Below are 19,220 nucleotides of genomic sequence, written 5' to 3'. Positions count from 1 at the left end.
CATCTAAATCTCATTGATTCTCAATTCGTCGAAATACCTCGTTCAGATCAAAACAATTAGAAAAAAAACCCGTTAAAAATCGTGGTTTTTTAACATTTCGCCCTTTTAGCCCCATTCTGCTACTTATCACTCGCCGCAAAAGATGTTAAAATTGACCCATATCAATATTGCCTGAGTGACTCTTATGATCCCGGAAAAGCGTATTATTCGACGTATCCAATCTGGTGGCTGTGCGATCCATTGTCAGGACTGTAGCATTAGTCAGCTTTGCATTCCTTTCACGCTGAACGAGCATGAACTCGACCAGCTCGACAACATCATCGAAAGGAAAAAACCGATTCAAAAAGGCCAGGCACTGTTCAAAGCTGGCGATGAATTGAAATCCCTTTACGCCATCCGTTCCGGCACCATCAAGAGCTACACCATCACCGAACAAGGTGACGAGCAAATCACCGGTTTCCATCTGGCAGGTGATTTAGTCGGCTTTGATGCGATCGGCGGTTTGCAGCACCCGAGTTTCGCACAGGCTCTGGAAACTTCCATGGTGTGTGAAATCCCGTTTGAGACACTTGATGATCTCTCCGGGAAAATGCCGAATCTGCGCCAGCAAATGATGCGTCTGATGAGCGGTGAGATCAAAGGCGACCAGGATATGATCCTGCTGTTGTCGAAGAAAAATGCCGAAGAACGTCTGGCTGCTTTCATCTACAACCTCTCCCGCCGTTTCGCACAGCGTGGTTTCTCTCAGCGTGAATTCCGTCTGACCATGACCCGTGGCGACATCGGTAACTACCTCGGCCTGACCGTGGAAACCATCAGCCGCTTGTTAGGCCGTTTCCAGAAATCAGAAATGCTGAGTGTGAAAGGGAAATACATCACCATTGAGAATCATGAAATGCTTTCTCAATTAGCCGGTCAGTCTGCTCCCGTCTCTGCTTAAATTTTTGTGTCGGATCATCAGTGAATAATTTGTTGATCCGACTCAATTTCTCCGCTGTCCGATTGCTTAATCTTGGTTTACTCTGTACTTAATACAGTGAAATGCTGTTCTCTCACAGGTGTTAAGGAGTCCCCATGGCTAAGTATCAGAATTTACTCGTTGCTATAGACCCCAATCAGGATGATCAACCCGCACTGCGACGCGCCGTTTATCTGGTGCAGCGTAACGGTGGACGGATCAAAGCTTTCCTGTCTATTTATGATTTCTCCTATGAGATGACCACCATGCTGTCGCCTGATGAACGGACGAGCATGCGACAAAGTGTGATCAACGAGCGGGCGGAATGGATTAAAGAGCAGTGCCGCTACTACATTGAGGCCGGTATCCAGATTGAAGTTAAAGTGGTCTGGCATAACAAACCCTTTGAAGCGATTATTCAGGAAGTCATTTCTGCCCAGCACGACCTGCTGTTAAAAATGGCTCATCAGCACGACCGCCTCGAATCCGTTATCTTCACCCCTACTGACTGGAATTTGCTGCGTAAGTGCCCGTGTCCGGTGTGGATGGTGAAAGACCAGCCGTGGCCAGAAGGCGGTAAAGCCGTCGTCGCGGTGAACCTTTCCAGCGAAGAGCCCTACCACGATCCGCTTAATATCAAACTGGTGAAAGAAAGTATCGAACTGGCCTCTCACGTTAATCAGACGGAAGTCCATCTGGTCGGCGCATACCCTGTCACACCGATCAATATCGCCATTGAACTGCCGGACTTTGATCCCAGCGTTTACAACGACGCCATCCGTGGTCAGCATCTGATTGCCATGAAAGCGTTACGGCAGAAATTCCAAATTGATGAAAAATTCACTCACGTAGAAAAAGGCCTGCCGGAAGAAGTTATCCCCGATTTGGCTGAACATTTGCAAGCCGGTGTGGTGGTGTTGGGCGCGATTGGCCGTACTGGTCTGTCAGCCGCGTTTCTCGGTAATACCACTGAACAGGTGATCGACCATCTTAAATGCGATTTGCTGGCGATTAAACCTGATGATTTCGAATGCCCGATCACGCAGGACGATGATGAAGAGGACGACGACGAGTAACTTCAAAGCCGCCGGGGTTCCACAAAAAATAAAGGCCAGTCATATGACTGGCCTTTTTCATTACTGTTAACGATAGAACTGATAACAATCAGAGCGCGCGAAGGATCTTCTCAACGCTTTCTTTTGCATCGCCAAACAGCATCTGCGTATTTTCTTTGAAGAACAGCGGGTTCTGTACGCCGGCATAACCGGTGTTCATAGAACGTTTGAACACGATCACGTTCTGCGCTTTCCACACTTCCAGCACCGGCATGCCGGCGATCGGGCTGCGCGGATCTTCCTGCGCTGCCGGGTTCACGGTGTCATTGGCACCGATAACCAGCACCACGTCGGTATCGCTGAAATCATCATTGATTTCATCCATTTCCAGCACGATGTCATACGGCACTTTCGCTTCTGCCAGCAGAACGTTCATGTGGCCCGGCAAGCGCCCTGCAACAGGGTGAATACCGAAACGCACTTTAATGCCCTTCGCACGCAGTTTCGCTGTGATGTCGTGAACCGGATACTGAGCCTGAGCCACCGCCATGCCGTAGCCAGGGGTGATGATCACTGAGCTGGCGTTTTTCAGCATGTCTGCCACATCTTCCGCGCTCGCTTCGTGATACTCGCCCATCTCTTCAGCATTGCCGGTTGATGAACCGTCCGTGCCGAAGCCGCCTGCAATCACGCTGATGAACGAACGGTTCATCGCTTTACACATGATATAAGACAGGATCGCACCGGAGGAACCGACCAGCGCACCGGTCACGATCAGCAGGTCGTTGCTGAGCATAAAGCCCGCCGCCGCTGCTGCCCAACCGGAATACGAGTTCAGCATGGACACCACAACCGGCATGTCCGCGCCGCCAATCGACGACACCAGATGCCAGCCGAAGCCGAGTGCAATGAGAGTCATGATCAGCAGAGCCAGCACTTGCAGACCCACGCTTTCGGTACGCACGAACGTCACCATCAGCAGGAAAGACACCACCAGCGCAGCCAGATTCAATTTATGACGATGTGGCAACGCCAGCGGTTTGGAAGAGATAATTCCGCGCAGTTTGCCAAAAGCCACGATTGAACCGGTGAACGTCACCGCACCGATGAAGATACCGAGAAAGACCTCCGTCAGATGGATATTTTCCATCACGCCTTCCATTGGCACTGAACCGTGATCCAGATAGCTGTTAAAGCCAACCAGAACCGCAGCCAGACCGACGAAGCTGTGCAGAATCGCCACCAGTTCCGGCATTTCAGTCATTTCGACTTTGCGCGCCAGATAAACACCGATTGCGCCACCGATCACCATCGCAACGATGATCCAGCCAACGTTACCGGAGTCAGGGCCGAGAATGGTCGCGATTAACGCGATCGCCATCCCGGTAACACCGAAGATGTTCCCCTGTTTTGACGTTTCATGTTTAGAGAGCCCCGCAAGGCTGCAAATAAACAGAATAGCGGCAACAATATATGCTGCTGTAACTAAACCCCCAGACATATGCTACCCCTTAATTCTTACGAAACATCTTCAGCATGCGCTGAGTGACGGTGAATCCGCCAAAAATATTGATACTGGCGATCAGTACGGCAATAAAGGACAGGAAGCTGACCCAGCCGCCGTGACCGATTTGCAGCACTGCGCCCACCACGATGATCCCGGAAATGGCGTTCGTGACCGACATCAGCGGTGTATGCAGGGCATGGCTGACGTTCCAGACCACGTAGTAACCCACCACGCAGGACAGCGCAAACACGGTGAAGTGAGACAGGAACTCTTTCGGCGCAACGTTCGCCAGCCAGCCAAACAGCACAATGGCCACAGCCATAATGATGAACTTGGTCCACGGAGAGGCCGGTTTGGCTTCCACTTTGGCGACAGGTTCTGCGGCTTTCGCCGCCTGAGGTTGCGCAGACACCTGAATGGCTGGCGCAGGCCAGGTCACTTCACCGGCTTTCACAACGGTCACGCCGCGAACAACGGTATCTTCGAAATCGATCTCGATTTCACCGTTTTTCTCTTTGCACAGCAGTTTCAGCAGGTTGACCAGGTTGGTTCCGTAAAGCTGGGAGGATTGCGTCGGCAGACGGCTGGGTAAGTCGGTATAACCGATGATCTTCACACCGTTTTCTGTCGTGGTGATTTTATCCGCCACGGTCAGTTCACAGTTACCGCCCGTCTGGGCCGCCAGATCGACGATCACACTGCCCGGCTTCATGGAAGCCACCATGTCTTTGGTGATGAGCTTCGGTGCAGGACGGCCAGGGATCAGCGCGGTGGTCACGATGATATCCACTTCTTCAGCCTGAGCGGCAAACAGCGCCATTTCTGCTTTGATGAAGGCTTCTGACATGACTTTGGCATAACCGTCGCCGCTGCCTGCTTCCTCTTCAAAATCGAGTTCGAGGAACTCTGCGCCCATGCTCTGAACCTGCTCTTTCACTTCAGGGCGGGTATCAAAAGCACGAACAATGGCACCGAGACTGCCTGCTGCGCCGATGGCAGCCAGGCCAGCCACGCCGGCACCGATAATCATCACTTTGGCCGGTGGCACTTTACCGGCGGCGGTGATCTGCCCGGTGAAGAAACGACCGAATTCGTGAGCGGCTTCGACGATCGCACGGTAACCGGCGATGTTAGCCATAGAACTCAGGGCATCCAGAGATTGTGCGCGGGAAATACGCGGCACGGAATCCATTGCCATGGCGGTGACCTGACGGTCAGCCAGTTTCTGAATAAGCTCAGGGTTCTGTGCAGGCCAGATAAAGCTGACCAGCGTGGTACCTGCCTGTAATTTATCGATTTCGTCGTTTTCAGGTGCATTCACCTTTAAAACGATATCTGAATGCCACACTTCTTCGCCGCTGACCACAGACGCACCCGCTTGTTCATAAGCGGCGTCCTCAAAGCTGGCTAACTTCCCGGCACCTTGTTCGATAGCGACCGTAAAGCCGAGTTTCAGCAACTGCTCCACCGTTTTCGGTGTGGCTGCGACTCTGGCTTCATTGGTCAACCGCTCTCTTGGTACACCAATACGCATAGTATTCCCTTCACCCTTTTCATTGATGATTTGTGTCATCGTCATAACATTTTATTTACCAGCCTGCTGGCTTATGAAGAACGCCGGAGAGTATTTTTTCAGGCTGGTTATAACCTACTGAATATCTAATCAATAATCTACGTATCGCAGCGATAGTCAGGTAATTAATAATAAAAAAATTGATATGGGCCGCAAACCTGCTGCAAACCCAGAGAAACACGTGTTTAATTCTCTTTAATACGCCAGTGAAACCAGATCTATCACTCTGCCCTTCACGCTTGCAGACCGCGCCGGATGGGCATAAAAGTTAGAAAATAGTGAATAATTAACATTAATTTCACTACTTGGATTATTCCTTAAACTTATATAAGTTATGGTCAGCAAAAAAAGAACCGTGTCACCGCGTTGACGCTCGCATAATTGCCATAAATTACTGAGACACTCAGCATTGTTACATGCAATAATCGGCCGCTAACCTGTTACACATCAAGAATTCAGCACGTTTCAACATTACTGCGCAAGGTGAAAGGATTTTTTATGAAGCTGACAAAAACGATCATCGTATCGGCCCTGTTTTCTGTTTCTGCGCTGTCTGCTGCTCACGCCGCGCAGGAAATAAGCCCGCAGAAAGCAGCAGCCATCAAACCCTTTGATCGCATTGTTATTTCCGGGCGTTTTAACACGCTTGGCGATGCGGCTGATGCCGTATCACGCCGCGCCGATACACTGGGCGCGGATTATTTCTATATTCAGGACACCAACTCTTCTAACAATAGCGGCAACTGGCGCGTCGTTGCAGATATCTATAAAAAAGATGCGCCAGAAGTGAGCAAGAACACAAATTACCGTGTGATCAACGGCGTGGTCGAGCTGCCTAAAGATGTGGCCTATCAGCTTGAGCCTTTCGACACCGTGACAGTCAGCGGTTTTTATCGCAGCCAGCCAGACGTAAATGATGCCATCACTAAAGCAGCGAAAGACAAGGGGGCTTACTCCTTCTTCATCGTTCGCCAGATTGATGCCAACAGCGGCGGCAACCAGTACATCACCGCGTTCATCTACAAAAAAGATGCCGCGAAACGTGTTGTTCAGGATCCGGATGCTATCCCTGCAGATTCTGAAGCAGGTAAAGCCGCACTGGCCGCCGGTGGCGCAGCCGCGAAGAAAGTAGAAATCCCTGGCGTTGCGTCTTCAGGCAGCCCAAGCCGCGAAGTGGGTCGTTTCTTTGAAACCCAGACGTCTACCGGTAAACGTTACACTGTCACCGCGACCAACGGTGCCAAAATTCAGGAAGTGAACGACGTTACCGCAGCACAGATGGTTCCGTTTGATTCCGCTACCTTCACCGGGCACTTCAACAGCACGACGGATGTTTCGCAGGAAGTTGCGAACCGTGCTGCGGCGAAAGGTGCCAAGTTCTACCACATTACCCGCCAGTGGCAGAACAAGAGCGGTGGTAACCTGACCGTGAGCGCTGACTTCTTCAAATAAGTCTGACGTCAGCACACAGCAAAAAGGCAGCTATTGATAGCTGCCTTTTTTTATACCTCATTGTGCGACACGGACGTGATGCCGATGCCGGGCCATTACTCGCCCCAGGTTCTTTCCAGCACGTTGATCCAGTTTTTGTAGCAAATCTTCTCGAGCAATGCCTGCCCGTACCCTGCTTTCCTTAATGCCTCCACCAGCACCGGCAGACCACCAACGTCAGACATAAACGGCGCCATTGACGCACCATCGAAATCTGAACCAAAGCCCACCCCATCCTCACCCAGATGTTCCACCAGATAATCCACGTGTCGCACCATGATCTCGGTGCCGGTGTCATCACTGCGTTTGCCATCTTCCCGCAGGAACGGCACAGCAAAGTTCAGCCCCACAAAACCCTGGCTCTCCCTGATTGCGCCGAGTTGTTTATCGGTCAGATTTCGCGATTGCGGACAAATGCTGAACGCATTGGAATGGCTGGCGACCAGCGGCGCATCACTGAGTTTCGCGACCTGCCAGAATCCTTTTTCGTTCAGATGCGAGAGGTCAATCATGATGCGTTTCTGATTACAGGCTTTAATCAGGCGGATGCCTGCATCGGTCAGGCCCGGCCCGATATCCGGCGAGGTCTGATATTTGAATGGCACACCGTGCCCGAAGATGTTCGGACGGCTCCACACCGGCCCCAGTGACCGCAATCCCATGCTGTACAACACGTCGAGATTGTAGAGATCGGCATCAATCGCTTCCGCGCCTTCAATATGCATAACCACAGCTAATGCGTGGTTATCGATTGAATGTCGAATATCCCGCGCCGTGCGACAAATTTTCACCTTTCCCTGTGACTGCTCTTCGATGCGCAACAGAAACGCCATCATGCCAAACGTGACGTCGCGTGCAAAATCGAAAGAAGGTGTCGGAGAAAAATCAGGATGTTTTTGAGTACCTTCCAGCAGAAATTGCGTATCCACCGAGCGATCGGGCACGGTCTTTGCAAGATCGACATCAGGAGTCGGTACCCAGGCGGCGAAAAGCCCGCCAGCAAAGCCTGCTTCACGGCAGCGAGGCAGATCCATTTGTCCGCTGGCCGGGCCCTGGAGGAATGCATGCTCAGGATTTTGACGATGTTCTGTCCAAAGTTGTAGCAAAACGTCGTTATGTCCATCAAAAACTGGCATGAGCTCTTCAGATCCGTGCGCTACGTTATTCATAAAAAAGGTCTACCTTTGATTGAGCGTGACTGAGACAACGGCGAGTTGCCCGCAGGAAGTGCACCACCAATGCGATGTTGCACTAAAGAGGAACAAGTCTGTCGTCATTCACATTAGATTTTTCGATATGAAACGTCGAAGGGTGCAAAGCAACGGTTTTTCATTTAAGCCAGTTGCCTGCGGTGAAGTCAAGGGTTTGCCACTGTAATATTTAATTTTACTTTTATATATCAACACGATGGGAGTAGTTATGGTTACCAGGCGTCAATTCGTTACCGGTTTTTCCGCAATACCCGCTTTGTCTTACCTGAAGTTTGATTCAGTGTTTGCTGCCACGCCAGCCTCGATACTGGTGATGGCTATCCAGCTCGACATCATTACCAGTCTGGATCCGCATGAAAGCTTCGAATCTGTTGGCAGTGAAATTACCGGCAATATGTATCAGCAACTGGTGAAACCAAAGCTGGCCTCCCCGGACGAAATCGAAGGCGATCTGGCCCTGTCCTGGACCGCGTCTGACGACAAAAAAACCTTCACCTTCAAACTGGATCCAAAAGCCAAATGGGCCGATGGCAAACCGGTCACCGCAGAAGATGCCGCGTTCTCCCTGCAACGTGTGGTGAAACTCGACAAGAGCCCGGCCTATATCATCAATCAGTTTGGCTACACCAAAGATAACGTAGACAGCATGGTCACCGCGCCTGATGCCGAAACGCTGGTGATCAAAACCGCTGAACCTGCGTCTGAATCTTTCCTGCTCTACTGCCTGACCGCCAACGTCGGCAGCATCGTGCAGAAATCGGCCTGTCTGGCGAATCAGGCAGGTGACGATTTGGGCAACGCCTGGCTGAAGAAAAACAGTGCCGGTTCAGGTGCTTTCAAGCTGCGCGACTGGAAAGTCAGCGAATCCGTCATTCTTGAAAGCAATAAAAACAACCCGCACGCGGGTAACATCCAGCGCATCATCATGCGTCACATCGTCGATCCTTCTGCGCAACTGCTGATGTTGCAAAAAGGTGATGTGGATATCGCACGCAACCTGACTACAGAACAGCTGCGTCCGCTGATGAACGACAAAAACTTCACCCTGGTGCGCAAAGGTATCGCCGGCACTTACATGCTTTCTGCTAACACGGCGCACCCGAACCTGGCTAAACCGCAGGTCTGGCAGGCGCTTAAGTGGGCCGTAGATTACGAAAACATTCAGCAGCACATCGTGCCGCTGACGCACAAAATCCATCAAAGTTTCCTGCCTGAAGGTTTCCCGGCGGCGGTGAACACCATTATGTACAAACGTGATGTTGCTAAAGCGAAAGCCCTGCTGGCCGAAGCCGGTTTCCCGAACGGATTTGAAATCACGCTGGATCACTACTCCGCTTCACCTTCCTCAGACATCGTGCAGGCTTTGCAGTCGAACCTCGCCGAAGTGGGCATCAAAGTGACCTTACTGGCCGCCGAGAGCCGTCAGGTGCTGACCAAGATGCGTGCGCGTCAGCAGCAACTGGCACTGACCCAATGGGGCGCGGATTACTTTGATCCGAACTCAAATGCCGAAGCGTTCTGCAGCAACCCGGATAACACCGATGCTGCCAAGAGCCGCACGCTGGCGTGGCGTTGCAGCTGGCAGGACAAAAGCATTTCCGATCTCAGCACCAAAGCGCTGAAAGAGTCCGATCCGGCCACCCGAATCAAACTCTATGAAGAATTGCAGACCAGACATATGGAAAACAGCCCGTTTATCATCATGCTGCAACCGACCAATACCGCCGCCTGCCGTAATGTCATTTCCGGCGTGGCATTAACTGTCATGAACACCAGCCCTTACGAGAAGGTTGTGAAAGCGTGAGCAAGAGACTCAATGGCTATCTGAGTACCTGCATCAGCGTTTGTCTTACTTTGTTTGGTCTGTCGGTGGTGACGTTTTTTATCGGTCGCGTGATGCCGACAGATCCGGTTCTGGCTGCGGTTGGCGATAACGCCCCGCAGGCAGTCGTCGAACGGGTTCGTCATGAAATGGGGCTGGACCAGCCCCTCTGGTTGCAGTTCTTCCATTACATCAGTCAGGTGTTTCACGGTGACTTAGGCCGTTCCGCCCTGACCTCCAATCTGGTCACCACCGATATCGCCCGGTTCTTCCCCGCAACGCTCGAACTGGCCACGGCAGCGATCATTATCGCCGCCGTGATCGGCATTCCTCTGGGCGTCTGGGCTGCAACCCGTCAGGGCAGCTGGATCGATCAGACCATCCGTGTGGTATGTCTGGCCGGTCACTCGCTGCCGGTGTTTGTGCTGGCCCTGCTCAGCCTGCTGATTTTCTACTCGGTGCTCGGTATCGCGCCGGGGCCGGGACGTCAGGACATCATTTATCAGGACATGATCCCTCAGGTCACCGGATTGTTAACCGTGGACTCGCTGATTGCCGGGGACATGGGGGCGTTCCGCGATGCACTGGCGCACATGGCGCAACCGGTGCTGATCCTGGCGTATTTCAGCATGGCCTACATCACCCGCATGACCCGCACCTTTATGCTGAACGCGCTGAGCGGCGAGTATGTGATCACCGCCCGCGCCAAAGGGTTATCGGCGCAGCGTGTGATCTGGAAACATGCGTTTCCGACCGTCGGCGTTCAGCTCATCACCGTTCTGGCACTCACCTATGCCGGTTTGCTGGAAGGTGCGGTGGTCACTGAAAACGTCTTTTCCTGGCCGGGTCTTGGACAATATCTCACCGTCTCACTGATGAATGCGGATATGAACCCGGTGATCGGCTCCACGCTGCTGATCGGCGCGATATATGTGCTGCTCAACCTGCTGGCCGACCTTCTCTACCGACTATTGGATCCCCGCGTAAAATGACCTCACTCCCTGTTACATCGCCACCCCGCGCCGGTAGCCGCGTCTGGCTGCTGGCGGATACGCCGCTGACCCGCACGCAGGCCGTGTGGGGACGCCGTTACCGCATCTGGCTCGGCCTGCGCAAAAATCCACTCGCTGTCACCGGTCTTTTCACGGTGCTGATTGTTCTGCTGCTGTCCATTTTTGCGCCCTGGCTGACGCCGTATGATCCGGGTGCGCAGGATCTGGCGCACCGCTTAGCCAAGCCGTCCTCCCTGCACTGGCTGGGCACCGACGAGCTGGGCCGCGATACCCTGAGCCGGATTCTCTACGGCGGTCGCATCACGCTGGGCATGGTGATCATCGTTGTGGCGATCGTCGCTCCGCTCGGCCTGCTGATTGGCTGCGTGGCCGGTTATGCGGGCGGATGGGTAGATCGCCTGCTGATGCGCGTCACCGACATCTTCCTCGCCTTCCCGCGTCTGATTCTGGCGCTGGCCTTTGTCGCCGCACTGCGGCCGGGGATTGAAAGCGCCATTCTGGCCATCGCCCTCACCGCCTGGCCGCCGTATGCCCGTCTGGCGCGCGCGGAAACTATGCAGGTGCGCGGCACTGATTACATCGCCGCCTGCCGGCTGACCGGCGCAACGTCGGCCCGTATTGTACTGCGTCATATCATGCCGCTGTGCGTTCCGAGCCTGGTGGTGCGTATCACGCTCGACATGAGTTCCATCATTATCACCGCCGCCAGCCTGGGCTTTCTGGGCATGGGCGCACAGCCTCCGTCACCGGAATGGGGCGCGATGATTGCCACCGCCCGCCGGTTCCTGTTCAGCGAATGGTGGGTGCCGTTAATTCCGGCGATTGCCATTTTTGTGACATCTCTGGCGTTTAACTTCCTCGGCGACGGGCTGCGTGACGTTCTCGATCCTAAGGAGCAATGATGCTGGTTGATATCAAAGATCTGCACATTACGTTTAAAACCAACAGCGGCAGTTTTGATGCCGTGCGCGGCGTTTCTTTGTCGCTGGGTAAAGAAAAATTTGGCATCGTGGGCGAAAGCGGTTCAGGGAAATCCCTGACCGCCCGCTGCCTGATGAACCTGCTGCCTTCCAGCGCCCATTGCCGGGCCGAAACGCTCTCTTTCGATGGCATAGACCTGCGTCATGCCAGTGAAAAGCAGATGCGGCAAATTCGCGGTAAACGCGTGGGCTTTATTTTACAGGATCCGAAATACTCGCTGAATCCGGTGATGCCGGTGGGGAAACAGGTGGCGGAAGCCTGGCTGACTCACAAAGGCGGCACAAAAAAACAGGCGATGAACGCCGCCATCGAACTGCTCGATCAGGTGCGCATCCGTGATCCGCATAAAGTGGCCGAACGTTATGCGCATGAAGTGTCCGGCGGCATGGGCCAGCGCGTAATGATCGCGATGATGCTGGCGCCCGACCCCGAGCTGATGATTGCCGATGAACCCACCAGCGCGCTGGATGCCACGGTGCAGGCCGAGATTTTACGTCTGCTCGACGATCTGGTGTCCAGCCGGGGAATGGGGCTGATTCTGATCAGCCACGACCTGCCGCTGGTGTCAAAATTCTGCGACCGGGTGGCGGTGATGTATGCCGGACGCATTGTGGAAACCTTACAGGCCGGTGACTTACTCAACGCGCAGCATCCGTACACGCGCGGGCTGCTGGAATGCCTGCCGTCTCTGAAACATCCGCGGGACAGGCTGCCGGTGCTGGTACGTGATGAAGCATGGAAAACCTCATGACAGAACACGCCTCAACACACATTGATTTTTTCGATAACAGTAAGATTATCCTCAACAATCTGCGCATTGCGTTCGGCGATACCGAAGTGGTGAAAGGCGTCAGTTTCAGCGTCGCCCCCGGCGGATGTTTTGGCATTGTCGGTGAAAGCGGCTCGGGGAAATCGACCATTCTGCGCGCGCTGGCCGGGCTGAATCAGTCATGGTCCGGCGAAATGGTCATCGGCGGTGAAGACCAGACGCCCGTCCGGCAGAAGCGTTTTTTCCGCCGCGTGCAGATGGTTTTTCAGGATCCCTATGGCTCCCTGCATCCGCGCCAGACCATCGACCGTATTCTCAGCGAACCGCTGATCGTTCATGGCTTTCTGAATATTGAGAAGCGCATTGCCGACGCACTGAGCGAAGTCGGTCTGCCGCAGTCCGTGCGTTTTCGTTTCCCGCATCAGCTCTCCGGCGGGCAACGCCAGCGCGTGGCCATCGCCCGGGCAATGATTTCAGAACCGGAAATTTTACTGCTTGATGAGCCGACCTCGGCGCTGGACGTCTCGGTGCAGGCGGAAATCCTCAACCTGCTTTGCGACCTGCGTGAACGCCGCAACCTCACTTATATTCTGGTCAGCCACAATCTGGCGGTGGTAACGCACCTTTGCACCAGCATTGGCGTGATGATTGGTGGTGAAATGGTCGAGCTTCTGAGCGCAGACGATTTACGGACGGGCAACGTCAGCCATCCGCATACCGCAGAATTACGATCGTTGAGTCTCAGTTTAGAGGAACCCGAATAACCGTTTTCCCGCGGCACAGGTTCAGGTTTCACGAGCAGCTCCGGCTGCCCACTTTCTCACTGATAGACAGTTTGTGGAGACGCAAATGACCTCTGATTTACAGTGGCACGCCGCAGAAGCGACGGCTAAACGTATTACCGGTAACTGGAATAAACCCGGCGAACCGGGCGGCGCCATCACCCTCTTCGACAGTAAAACCCTGCGCGGTTTTGCCACCGGCGGCCTGGAAAACCTCACCACCACAACCCCTTTCAGCATTGACTCCGTTGTCCGCTACGCCTCGGTCACCAAACATATTTTCGCCACACTGGCGTTGCTGAAAAGCGATGCCGGTCTTTCGGTGAATGACCCTCTTGGCAAGCATTTACCTCAGCTGAAAGCCCCGATGGCTCAGGTGACGATAGGTCAGGCACTGGACATGACCGGCGGTCTGCCGGATGTCCGTGAAACCCTTTCGCTGCTTGGCGTGTCGGTTTACAACGTCAGCGACGCAGAAGCGATCATGACGTTTCTGGCACAAGATGGCGCGCTGAATTTCCCGGCCGGCAGCGAGATTTCCTACAGCAACACCGGCTACCGGCTGGTGGAAGAAATCCTCAAACAGAAAGGCATCTTGTTTGAAGATCTGCTGCAAAAGCATATCGCGCAACCGCTGGACATCGCGCTTCACGCGCCGGAAACCTGGTTCGATATTGTGCCCGGCCTGGCACCGGGTTACTGGCTGGACACCAGCGGCTGGAAAACCGCCCTCGCCGGTCTGCATCTTTCCGCTTCCGGCAGCCTGACCGGCAGCGTCCGTTCGCTTTCCGTCTGGTTGCAGAGCCTGCTTTCGCAAACCGGCCCCGGCGCGGGCGTATTAAACACCCTGACAGCGCAACGTTACCTGCACGGCGATATCCCTTCCGCTTACGGGCTGGGCACCACCTCGACGCAAATAGGACCGCATACGGTTTACGGGCACGGCGGTTCTCACGCCGGTTACAAAGCCTATTTCCTGCTGCATCCTGAGCGGGATGCAGGGGTCGCGCTGGTGTCCAACCGAGAAGACACCGCCGCGTACAGCCATGCGCTGGACGTCATGTCAGCGCTGTTAGACGCCCCGCTTCCTCCGCGCAGCCACGCTCTGCCTGACGGGCTGTATGCCAGCACGGCGGAACCTTACTGGCTGAAAGTCAGCAACGGCACGGCCAGTTATCTGGGTTCGGCAGATAATCTGTATCAGGGCGCAGACGCAGATGAAGCGATCACCCTTTCCGCGCATATGCCGATGCGCCTGCGCTGGGACGGTAAAGCCATTAAAGGAGAAATCGGCCATGCACCGCGTTACTTCACGCCGGTTGAGCCTAACGATTGCCTGAAAATGGTTCAGGGCCGCTGGTATCATCCGGCGTCAAAAGCGGCGTTTGATATTGAAGGCGATAAGTTCCTGATGGGTGTGGGGACATTGCGCGCCAGCGGTCAGCTGACGTCTCTGGGCGCGGGACGGTTGCTGGTCGAATTGCCCGACGGCCCGTGGAAAAAGAACTTCTGTCTGTACTTCCAGGGGTACAACGTGAAACTAATTTCTAACCGCAGCCGCGTTCTGAATTTCCGCCGTGATGAATGCCGCAGCAGCTGGCAGCCCCAGAGTTAACGACACCGGCCCAGTCCAAAACCTCCCGCTCAGGGAGGTTTTTTTTGTTAACCCGATCACATTGCATTAATACAAACGGATCATCTGGTTCATAAAAGCACAAAATGTTCACCCCTTATGTCATAAGGCCTGCCAGCCTGATTTGTGCATAATTCCCTCTCAAACCCGCCTGAAAATTAATTTCCTGCCGCAATCGTCACTTTTGCCGTTTTGTTAATTGAATTAACATCCGCGAAACAAAGAGCAATAACGCCCCAGTTAGTGTGGCAATAAGAAACACCTCTGAGTGTTCCGCCCGTTAACGTTACTGCTTTTTAATCTTTCTGATTTAACACGTTTATTTTTGAAATCTTATTCGAAAAATACGTCAAGCCATGTTTTTCTACTGCTACAAGGGATGAGTCTATGTCTGTTAAAAATATCACCGCACAAGCGTTGCTGTGTGCCAGCACGCTGTTATTTTCGGCCACTTCCGCCTTCGCCGCTGAACACCCGCAGCTGGATAACGCGCAGGCCGCCAACGTGATCGACAGTGTGAAATCCACTCTTGCGGAACAACACAGCACCGGTTGCGTGGCGGTTGTTGATGCATCTGGTTCATTACTGGCCTTCCAGCGCCTTGACGGTTCTCCGGCGGGGTGTGTGGATGCCTCGATCGGTAAAGCGCGCACGTCTGCGCTCTATCACGCCCCCTCATTGAAATTCATGCAACGCCTTGCCGGTGGCGAAACCACGGTGCTGGCGATCCCGCATGCTTTGCCGCTGGGTGGCGGATTCCCGCTGACACTTAACGGTGAAGTCGTGGGCGCAGTCGGTGTCAGCACACCGAAACAGGAAATCGATAACCAGTCTTCTGAGAAAGCGGCTGCCGTCCTGAAATAACGACGTAACACTCATAATAATTCGTTCACGGAACATCTCGTCATGATCAATCTTTCTCGTCGCCGGCTGGTTATCGGCACGGCGGGCGCACTGGCTGCGGGGATCGGCAGCCAGATACTTGGCGGCGGCGTCTTTGCCACCCTGGCGCATGCCGCCCCGCCACTGGCCTCGGCAGTGACTATGCCGGCCAGTTTTATGACACTTTCAGCACAGCTCACCGGCATGAACTCCCTTGAACCGCATCTGGCTCAGGCGCTTTACAGCTGGCTGCATCAGTCACAGCAAAATGCCCAACTTGATACTCAGCTCGATGCCCTTTCCGCACTGATCACCGCGCACAGCGGCGTGGTCGGTGATGATTTGCATCAGTTGCTGGCGCAGCAACCGGCCGACCTGGCGCAGTTGTATCAGCAGCTGGTCAGCGGCTGGTATCTCGGCGTGGTCGGTCAGCCCGGCAGCCAAAAATGTATCGGATTCGAAAATATCGTCAGCTATCAGTTGCTGAAAAATAACCTGCTGCCTCCGAGCTACGCACCGGGTGAACCGAATTTCTGGGTCAATAAACCTGCTGCTTCGCAACAATTTTCCACGGAGGTGATGGCTCATGGCTGATGCACTGAATGCAGATGTCGTTGTTATTGGCGCCGGTATTGCCGGTTCCCTTGCTGCACTGAAAATGGCGAAAGCCGGGGTTTCCGTGCTGATGCTGGATTCCGGACCGGTCATCAAACGCGATGAAGCGGTTGAATTGTTCCGCCAGTCACCGCTCAAAGGCGACTTCACCGAACCCTATCCGCCGAAGCCGTGGGCGCCGCAACCGAAATTCCAGCCAAAAGATAACAACTATCTGATCCAGAAGGGCCCGGATATTTATGCCGCCCAGTATCTGCGCGGCGTCGGTGGCACCACCTGGCACTGGGCCGGACAGGCGTTCCGCTTGCTGCCTAACGACATGAAGATCAAAACGCTTTACGGCGTGGGCCGCGACTGGCCGATCGGTTATGAGGATCTGGAACCCTATTACACCGAAGCCGAAATTCAGATGGGCGTTTCCGGTGACGATGCGCTGGATTCCCCGCGCTCGCAGCCCTATCCGTTGCCGGGCATTCCGCTGCCGTACGGGTTCGATCGCATCAGCAAACGCATCGCCAAACTCGGTTACGTGCTGGGGATCGGCCCGCAGGCGCGTAACAGCATTCCCTACGACGGCCGCCCGGCCTGCTGCGGTAACAACAACTGCATGCCGGTGTGCCCGATTGATGCGCAGTATCACGGTGGCATTTCCGCGCGCAAAGCCATCGACGCCGGTGTGCGGGTGATTGCCAACGCCGTGGTGTACAACATCGAAGCCAATGACAGCGGCGACATCGTCGCCGTGCATTATCTCGATGCCGATAAAGTGGCGCATAAAGTCACCGGCAAACGCTTCGTGCTGACCGCAAACGGCATCGAAAGCCCGAAACTGCTGCTGATGTCCACCAGCGATAAATACCCGAACGGCATTGCTAACAGCTCCGGCATGGTCGGCCGCAACCTGATGGATCATCCCGGCACCTCGGTGGAGTTTTATGCCGATGAACCGGTGTATTTTGGCCGCGGGCCGATGCGTCCGGGCAGTATCAATAACCTGCGCGACGGCGACTTCCGCAGCGACCGCTCGGCCTTACGTATCGACGTCGCCAACACGTCGCCGGTGCGTTATCTGACCGAGCGTCTGGTGCGTCAGGGCTATTACGGCAAAGCGCTGAACGACAAACTGACCTATCAGTCGGAGCGTTTTATTCAGCTGAAATGTCTGCTGGAAATGCTGCCGGAGCCGGAAAACCGTGTGGTTCTCAGCAAAACCGAAAAAGACGAATGGGGTATTCCGCGCCTCGAAGTGCACTACAAATTCCCGGAATACGTGCACCGCGGTTATGACCAGTCGATGCTTGATTTCCAGAAAATCGTCAAAGAAATGGGCGGCACTGAGGTGGTGTACAGCAAGCGTGGTGTGTACGACAACAACCAGCACATCACCGGCACCATGATCATGGGCAGCGATCCGCAGGATTCGGTGGTGGACGGCGACTGCCGTACGCACGATCACCCGAATCTGTTTATCGCCGGTACCGGCATTATGCCTTCCGCTTCAACGGTGAACTCCACGTTGTCGGGAACCGCTCTGGCATTGCGTATGGCTGATACGGTGCTGAAAAGCCTGGCCTGATTGATTTTCTGAGGACTGAGTAATGAAAATGAAATTCATGCTGGCGTTGCTGCCGTTACTGGTAGTGGCTGGCGCACGGGCTGATGACGCCGCGGGTCATACCGATCTAATCAAGCGCGGTGAATATCTGGCGACAGCCGGTGACTGTACCGCCTGCCATACCGCGCCGGGCGCGGATAAAACCGCGAAATTCGGCGGCGGTTATCCGCTGGCATCGCCTTTTGGCGTGATTTACGGCACCAATATTTCTTCTGACAAACAGTTTGGTATCGGCAACTGGACGGACGATGAATTCGTGCGCGCGGTGCGTGACGGTGTGGGCAAAGACGGCCAGCAACTTTATCCGGCCATGCCTTATGACTCTTTCACCAAAATGAAACGTGAAGATGTGCTGGCGATCAAAGCGTACCTGATGTCGCTGCCAGCGGTGAATTCCGCGGGGCCGCAAACGGATCTGTCATTTCCGTTCAACCAGCGCTGGGGCATGCGCGTGTGGAAGATGTTTAACTTTGACGAAGGCGAACTGAAAAACGATCCGTCAAAATCTGCTGACTGGAATCGCGGCGCGTATCTGGTGGAGGCACTGGAACACTGCGGCACCTGCCATACACCGCGCACGCTGACCATGGGCATGGACACGGACAAAGCGTTTTCGGGCGGGGATTTGGGCGCGTGGGTGGCCTTCAACATCACGCCGGATAAAAATGCCGGGATAGGCACCTGGTCGCAGCAGGATCTGGTGACTTACCTGAAAACGGGCTTTGTGGCCGGTAAGGCGTCGGCGTCCGGGGCGATGGCAGAAGCCATAGAGCACAGTTTGCAGCATCTTTCAGACAGCGACCTGAATGCCATCGCCACCTATATCCGGTCCGTCCCGGCCATCGGTGATGACAAACAGACAAAACCGCGTGATGCGTGGGGCCGTCAGAATCAGGATGTGTATCCCCTGCGTGCAGAGGGACTGACCATTGACCAGTCGGCGGCGGCACTCTTTAATGCCAGCTGCGCAGCCTGTCACGGCAAAGGCGGCGAAGGCAGCGGTGAAGGGTTCCATGCGTATCCGTCGCTGTTCAGTCATACCAGCACCGGTTCATACGACAGCCGTAATCAGGTGTCCGTTATCCTCAACGGCGTGCAGCGCCACATGGATAAAGGCGAAATCATGATGCCGTCGTTTGCCGATCAGCTTAATGACCAGCAGATTGCCACGCTGAGCAATTATGTCAGCACGCAGTTTGGTAATCCGGCGGGCGCGACGGTCACGGCAAAAGAGGTGGCGAAGATGCGTGAAGCCGCTGATTTGCCCTCTCCGCCAAAAATCGAAGAAGGCACGCAGAAATAATCTGTCAGGG

Annotated in this window: 16 protein-coding genes; 13 read left to right on the top strand and 3 right to left on the bottom strand. The window is 54.4% G+C overall.

Annotation, left to right across the window (positions count from 1 at the left end):
* Positions 1-184: 184 nt before the first annotated feature.
* Both J1779_RS03920 and uspE read left to right on the top strand, forming a co-directional pair.
* The gene (locus J1779_RS03920; protein ID WP_013575564.1) at positions 185-940 is read left to right on the top strand and encodes an FNR family transcription factor; all 756 of its coding nucleotides are present in this window, start codon (positions 185-187) and stop codon (positions 938-940) included.
* Between the two features lie 134 nt (positions 941-1,074).
* Positions 1,075-2,034 (top strand): universal stress protein UspE, encoded by a 960-nt coding sequence (gene uspE / locus J1779_RS03915; RefSeq protein ID WP_056770655.1) that lies wholly within the window; start codon positions 1,075-1,077, stop codon positions 2,032-2,034.
* Between the two features lie 88 nt (positions 2,035-2,122).
* Here uspE and pntB read toward each other — a convergent pair whose 3' ends face one another.
* A complete protein-coding gene (gene pntB / locus J1779_RS03910; RefSeq protein ID WP_056770657.1) occupies positions 2,123-3,514 on the bottom strand; it encodes a Re/Si-specific NAD(P)(+) transhydrogenase subunit beta in 1,392 nt (463 codons plus the stop codon).
* A gap of 10 nt (positions 3,515-3,524) precedes the next feature.
* Complete coding sequence (gene pntA, locus J1779_RS03905; RefSeq protein WP_217202927.1) at positions 3,525-5,054, bottom strand: Re/Si-specific NAD(P)(+) transhydrogenase subunit alpha; 1,530 nt, start codon at positions 5,052-5,054, stop codon at positions 3,525-3,527.
* A 537-nt stretch (positions 5,055-5,591) separates the two neighbouring features.
* On the opposite strand from pntA, the gene ydgH reads away from it, so the two are divergent.
* The gene (gene ydgH / locus J1779_RS03900; protein WP_056770662.1) at positions 5,592-6,545 is read left to right on the top strand and encodes a DUF1471 family protein YdgH; all 954 of its coding nucleotides are present in this window, start codon (positions 5,592-5,594) and stop codon (positions 6,543-6,545) included.
* A 95-nt stretch (positions 6,546-6,640) separates the two neighbouring features.
* On the opposite strand, the gene J1779_RS03895 is transcribed toward ydgH, so the two are convergent.
* Positions 6,641-7,753: a dipeptidase gene (locus J1779_RS03895; RefSeq protein WP_056770665.1), complete on the bottom strand. Its 1,113-nt coding sequence runs from the start codon at positions 7,751-7,753 to the stop codon at positions 6,641-6,643.
* 250 nt (positions 7,754-8,003) lie between these two features.
* On the opposite strand from J1779_RS03895, the gene J1779_RS03890 reads away from it, so the two are divergent.
* The 10 genes from J1779_RS03890 to J1779_RS03845 all read left to right on the top strand — a co-directional run bounded on the left by J1779_RS03890 (position 8,004) and on the right by J1779_RS03845 (position 19,210).
* Positions 8,004-9,599, top strand: coding sequence for an ABC transporter substrate-binding protein (locus tag J1779_RS03890; protein ID WP_056770667.1), 1,596 nt, complete (start codon positions 8,004-8,006; stop codon positions 9,597-9,599).
* Positions 9,596-10,609: an ABC transporter permease gene (locus J1779_RS03885; RefSeq protein ID WP_122095310.1), complete on the top strand. Its 1,014-nt coding sequence runs from the start codon at positions 9,596-9,598 to the stop codon at positions 10,607-10,609. The genes J1779_RS03890 and J1779_RS03885 overlap by 4 nt, the downstream gene beginning before the upstream one ends.
* On the top strand, positions 10,606-11,532 hold the full coding sequence (locus J1779_RS03880; RefSeq protein ID WP_217202924.1) for an ABC transporter permease: 927 nt from the start codon (positions 10,606-10,608) through the stop codon (positions 11,530-11,532). Before J1779_RS03885 ends, J1779_RS03880 begins: the two co-directional genes overlap by 4 nt.
* Positions 11,532-12,362, top strand: coding sequence for an ABC transporter ATP-binding protein (locus J1779_RS03875; protein WP_056770680.1), 831 nt, complete (start codon positions 11,532-11,534; stop codon positions 12,360-12,362). Before J1779_RS03880 ends, J1779_RS03875 begins: the two co-directional genes overlap by 1 nt.
* Positions 12,359-13,144, top strand: coding sequence for an ABC transporter ATP-binding protein (locus tag J1779_RS03870; RefSeq protein ID WP_056770682.1), 786 nt, complete (start codon positions 12,359-12,361; stop codon positions 13,142-13,144). Before J1779_RS03875 ends, J1779_RS03870 begins: the two co-directional genes overlap by 4 nt.
* Positions 13,145-13,229: 85 nt before the next feature.
* Positions 13,230-14,777, top strand: coding sequence for a serine hydrolase domain-containing protein (locus J1779_RS03865; RefSeq protein WP_217202923.1), 1,548 nt, complete (start codon positions 13,230-13,232; stop codon positions 14,775-14,777).
* Positions 14,778-15,182: 405 nt separating this feature from the next.
* The gene (locus J1779_RS03860) at positions 15,183-15,659 is read left to right on the top strand and encodes a GlcG/HbpS family heme-binding protein (protein WP_217202922.1); all 477 of its coding nucleotides are present in this window, start codon (positions 15,183-15,185) and stop codon (positions 15,657-15,659) included.
* 42 nt (positions 15,660-15,701) lie between these two features.
* Complete coding sequence (locus J1779_RS03855) at positions 15,702-16,271, top strand: sorbitol dehydrogenase family protein (protein ID WP_217202921.1); 570 nt, start codon at positions 15,702-15,704, stop codon at positions 16,269-16,271.
* Positions 16,264-17,868 (top strand): GMC family oxidoreductase, encoded by a 1,605-nt coding sequence (locus tag J1779_RS03850; protein WP_056770695.1) that lies wholly within the window; start codon positions 16,264-16,266, stop codon positions 17,866-17,868. The genes J1779_RS03855 and J1779_RS03850 overlap by 8 nt, the downstream gene beginning before the upstream one ends.
* A 22-nt stretch (positions 17,869-17,890) precedes the next feature.
* Entirely contained in the window at positions 17,891-19,210 is a 1,320-nt protein-coding gene (locus tag J1779_RS03845) for a c-type cytochrome (protein WP_136375961.1), read from the top strand.
* Positions 19,211-19,220 lie beyond the last annotated feature (10 nt).

The organism is Rahnella rivi, from assembly GCF_019049655.1.
Lineage (GTDB): Bacteria > Pseudomonadota > Gammaproteobacteria > Enterobacterales > Enterobacteriaceae > Rahnella > Rahnella rivi.
The sequence above is the reverse complement of the archived record's forward strand: the minus strand, read 5'-3'. Positions and strand labels throughout refer to the sequence as shown.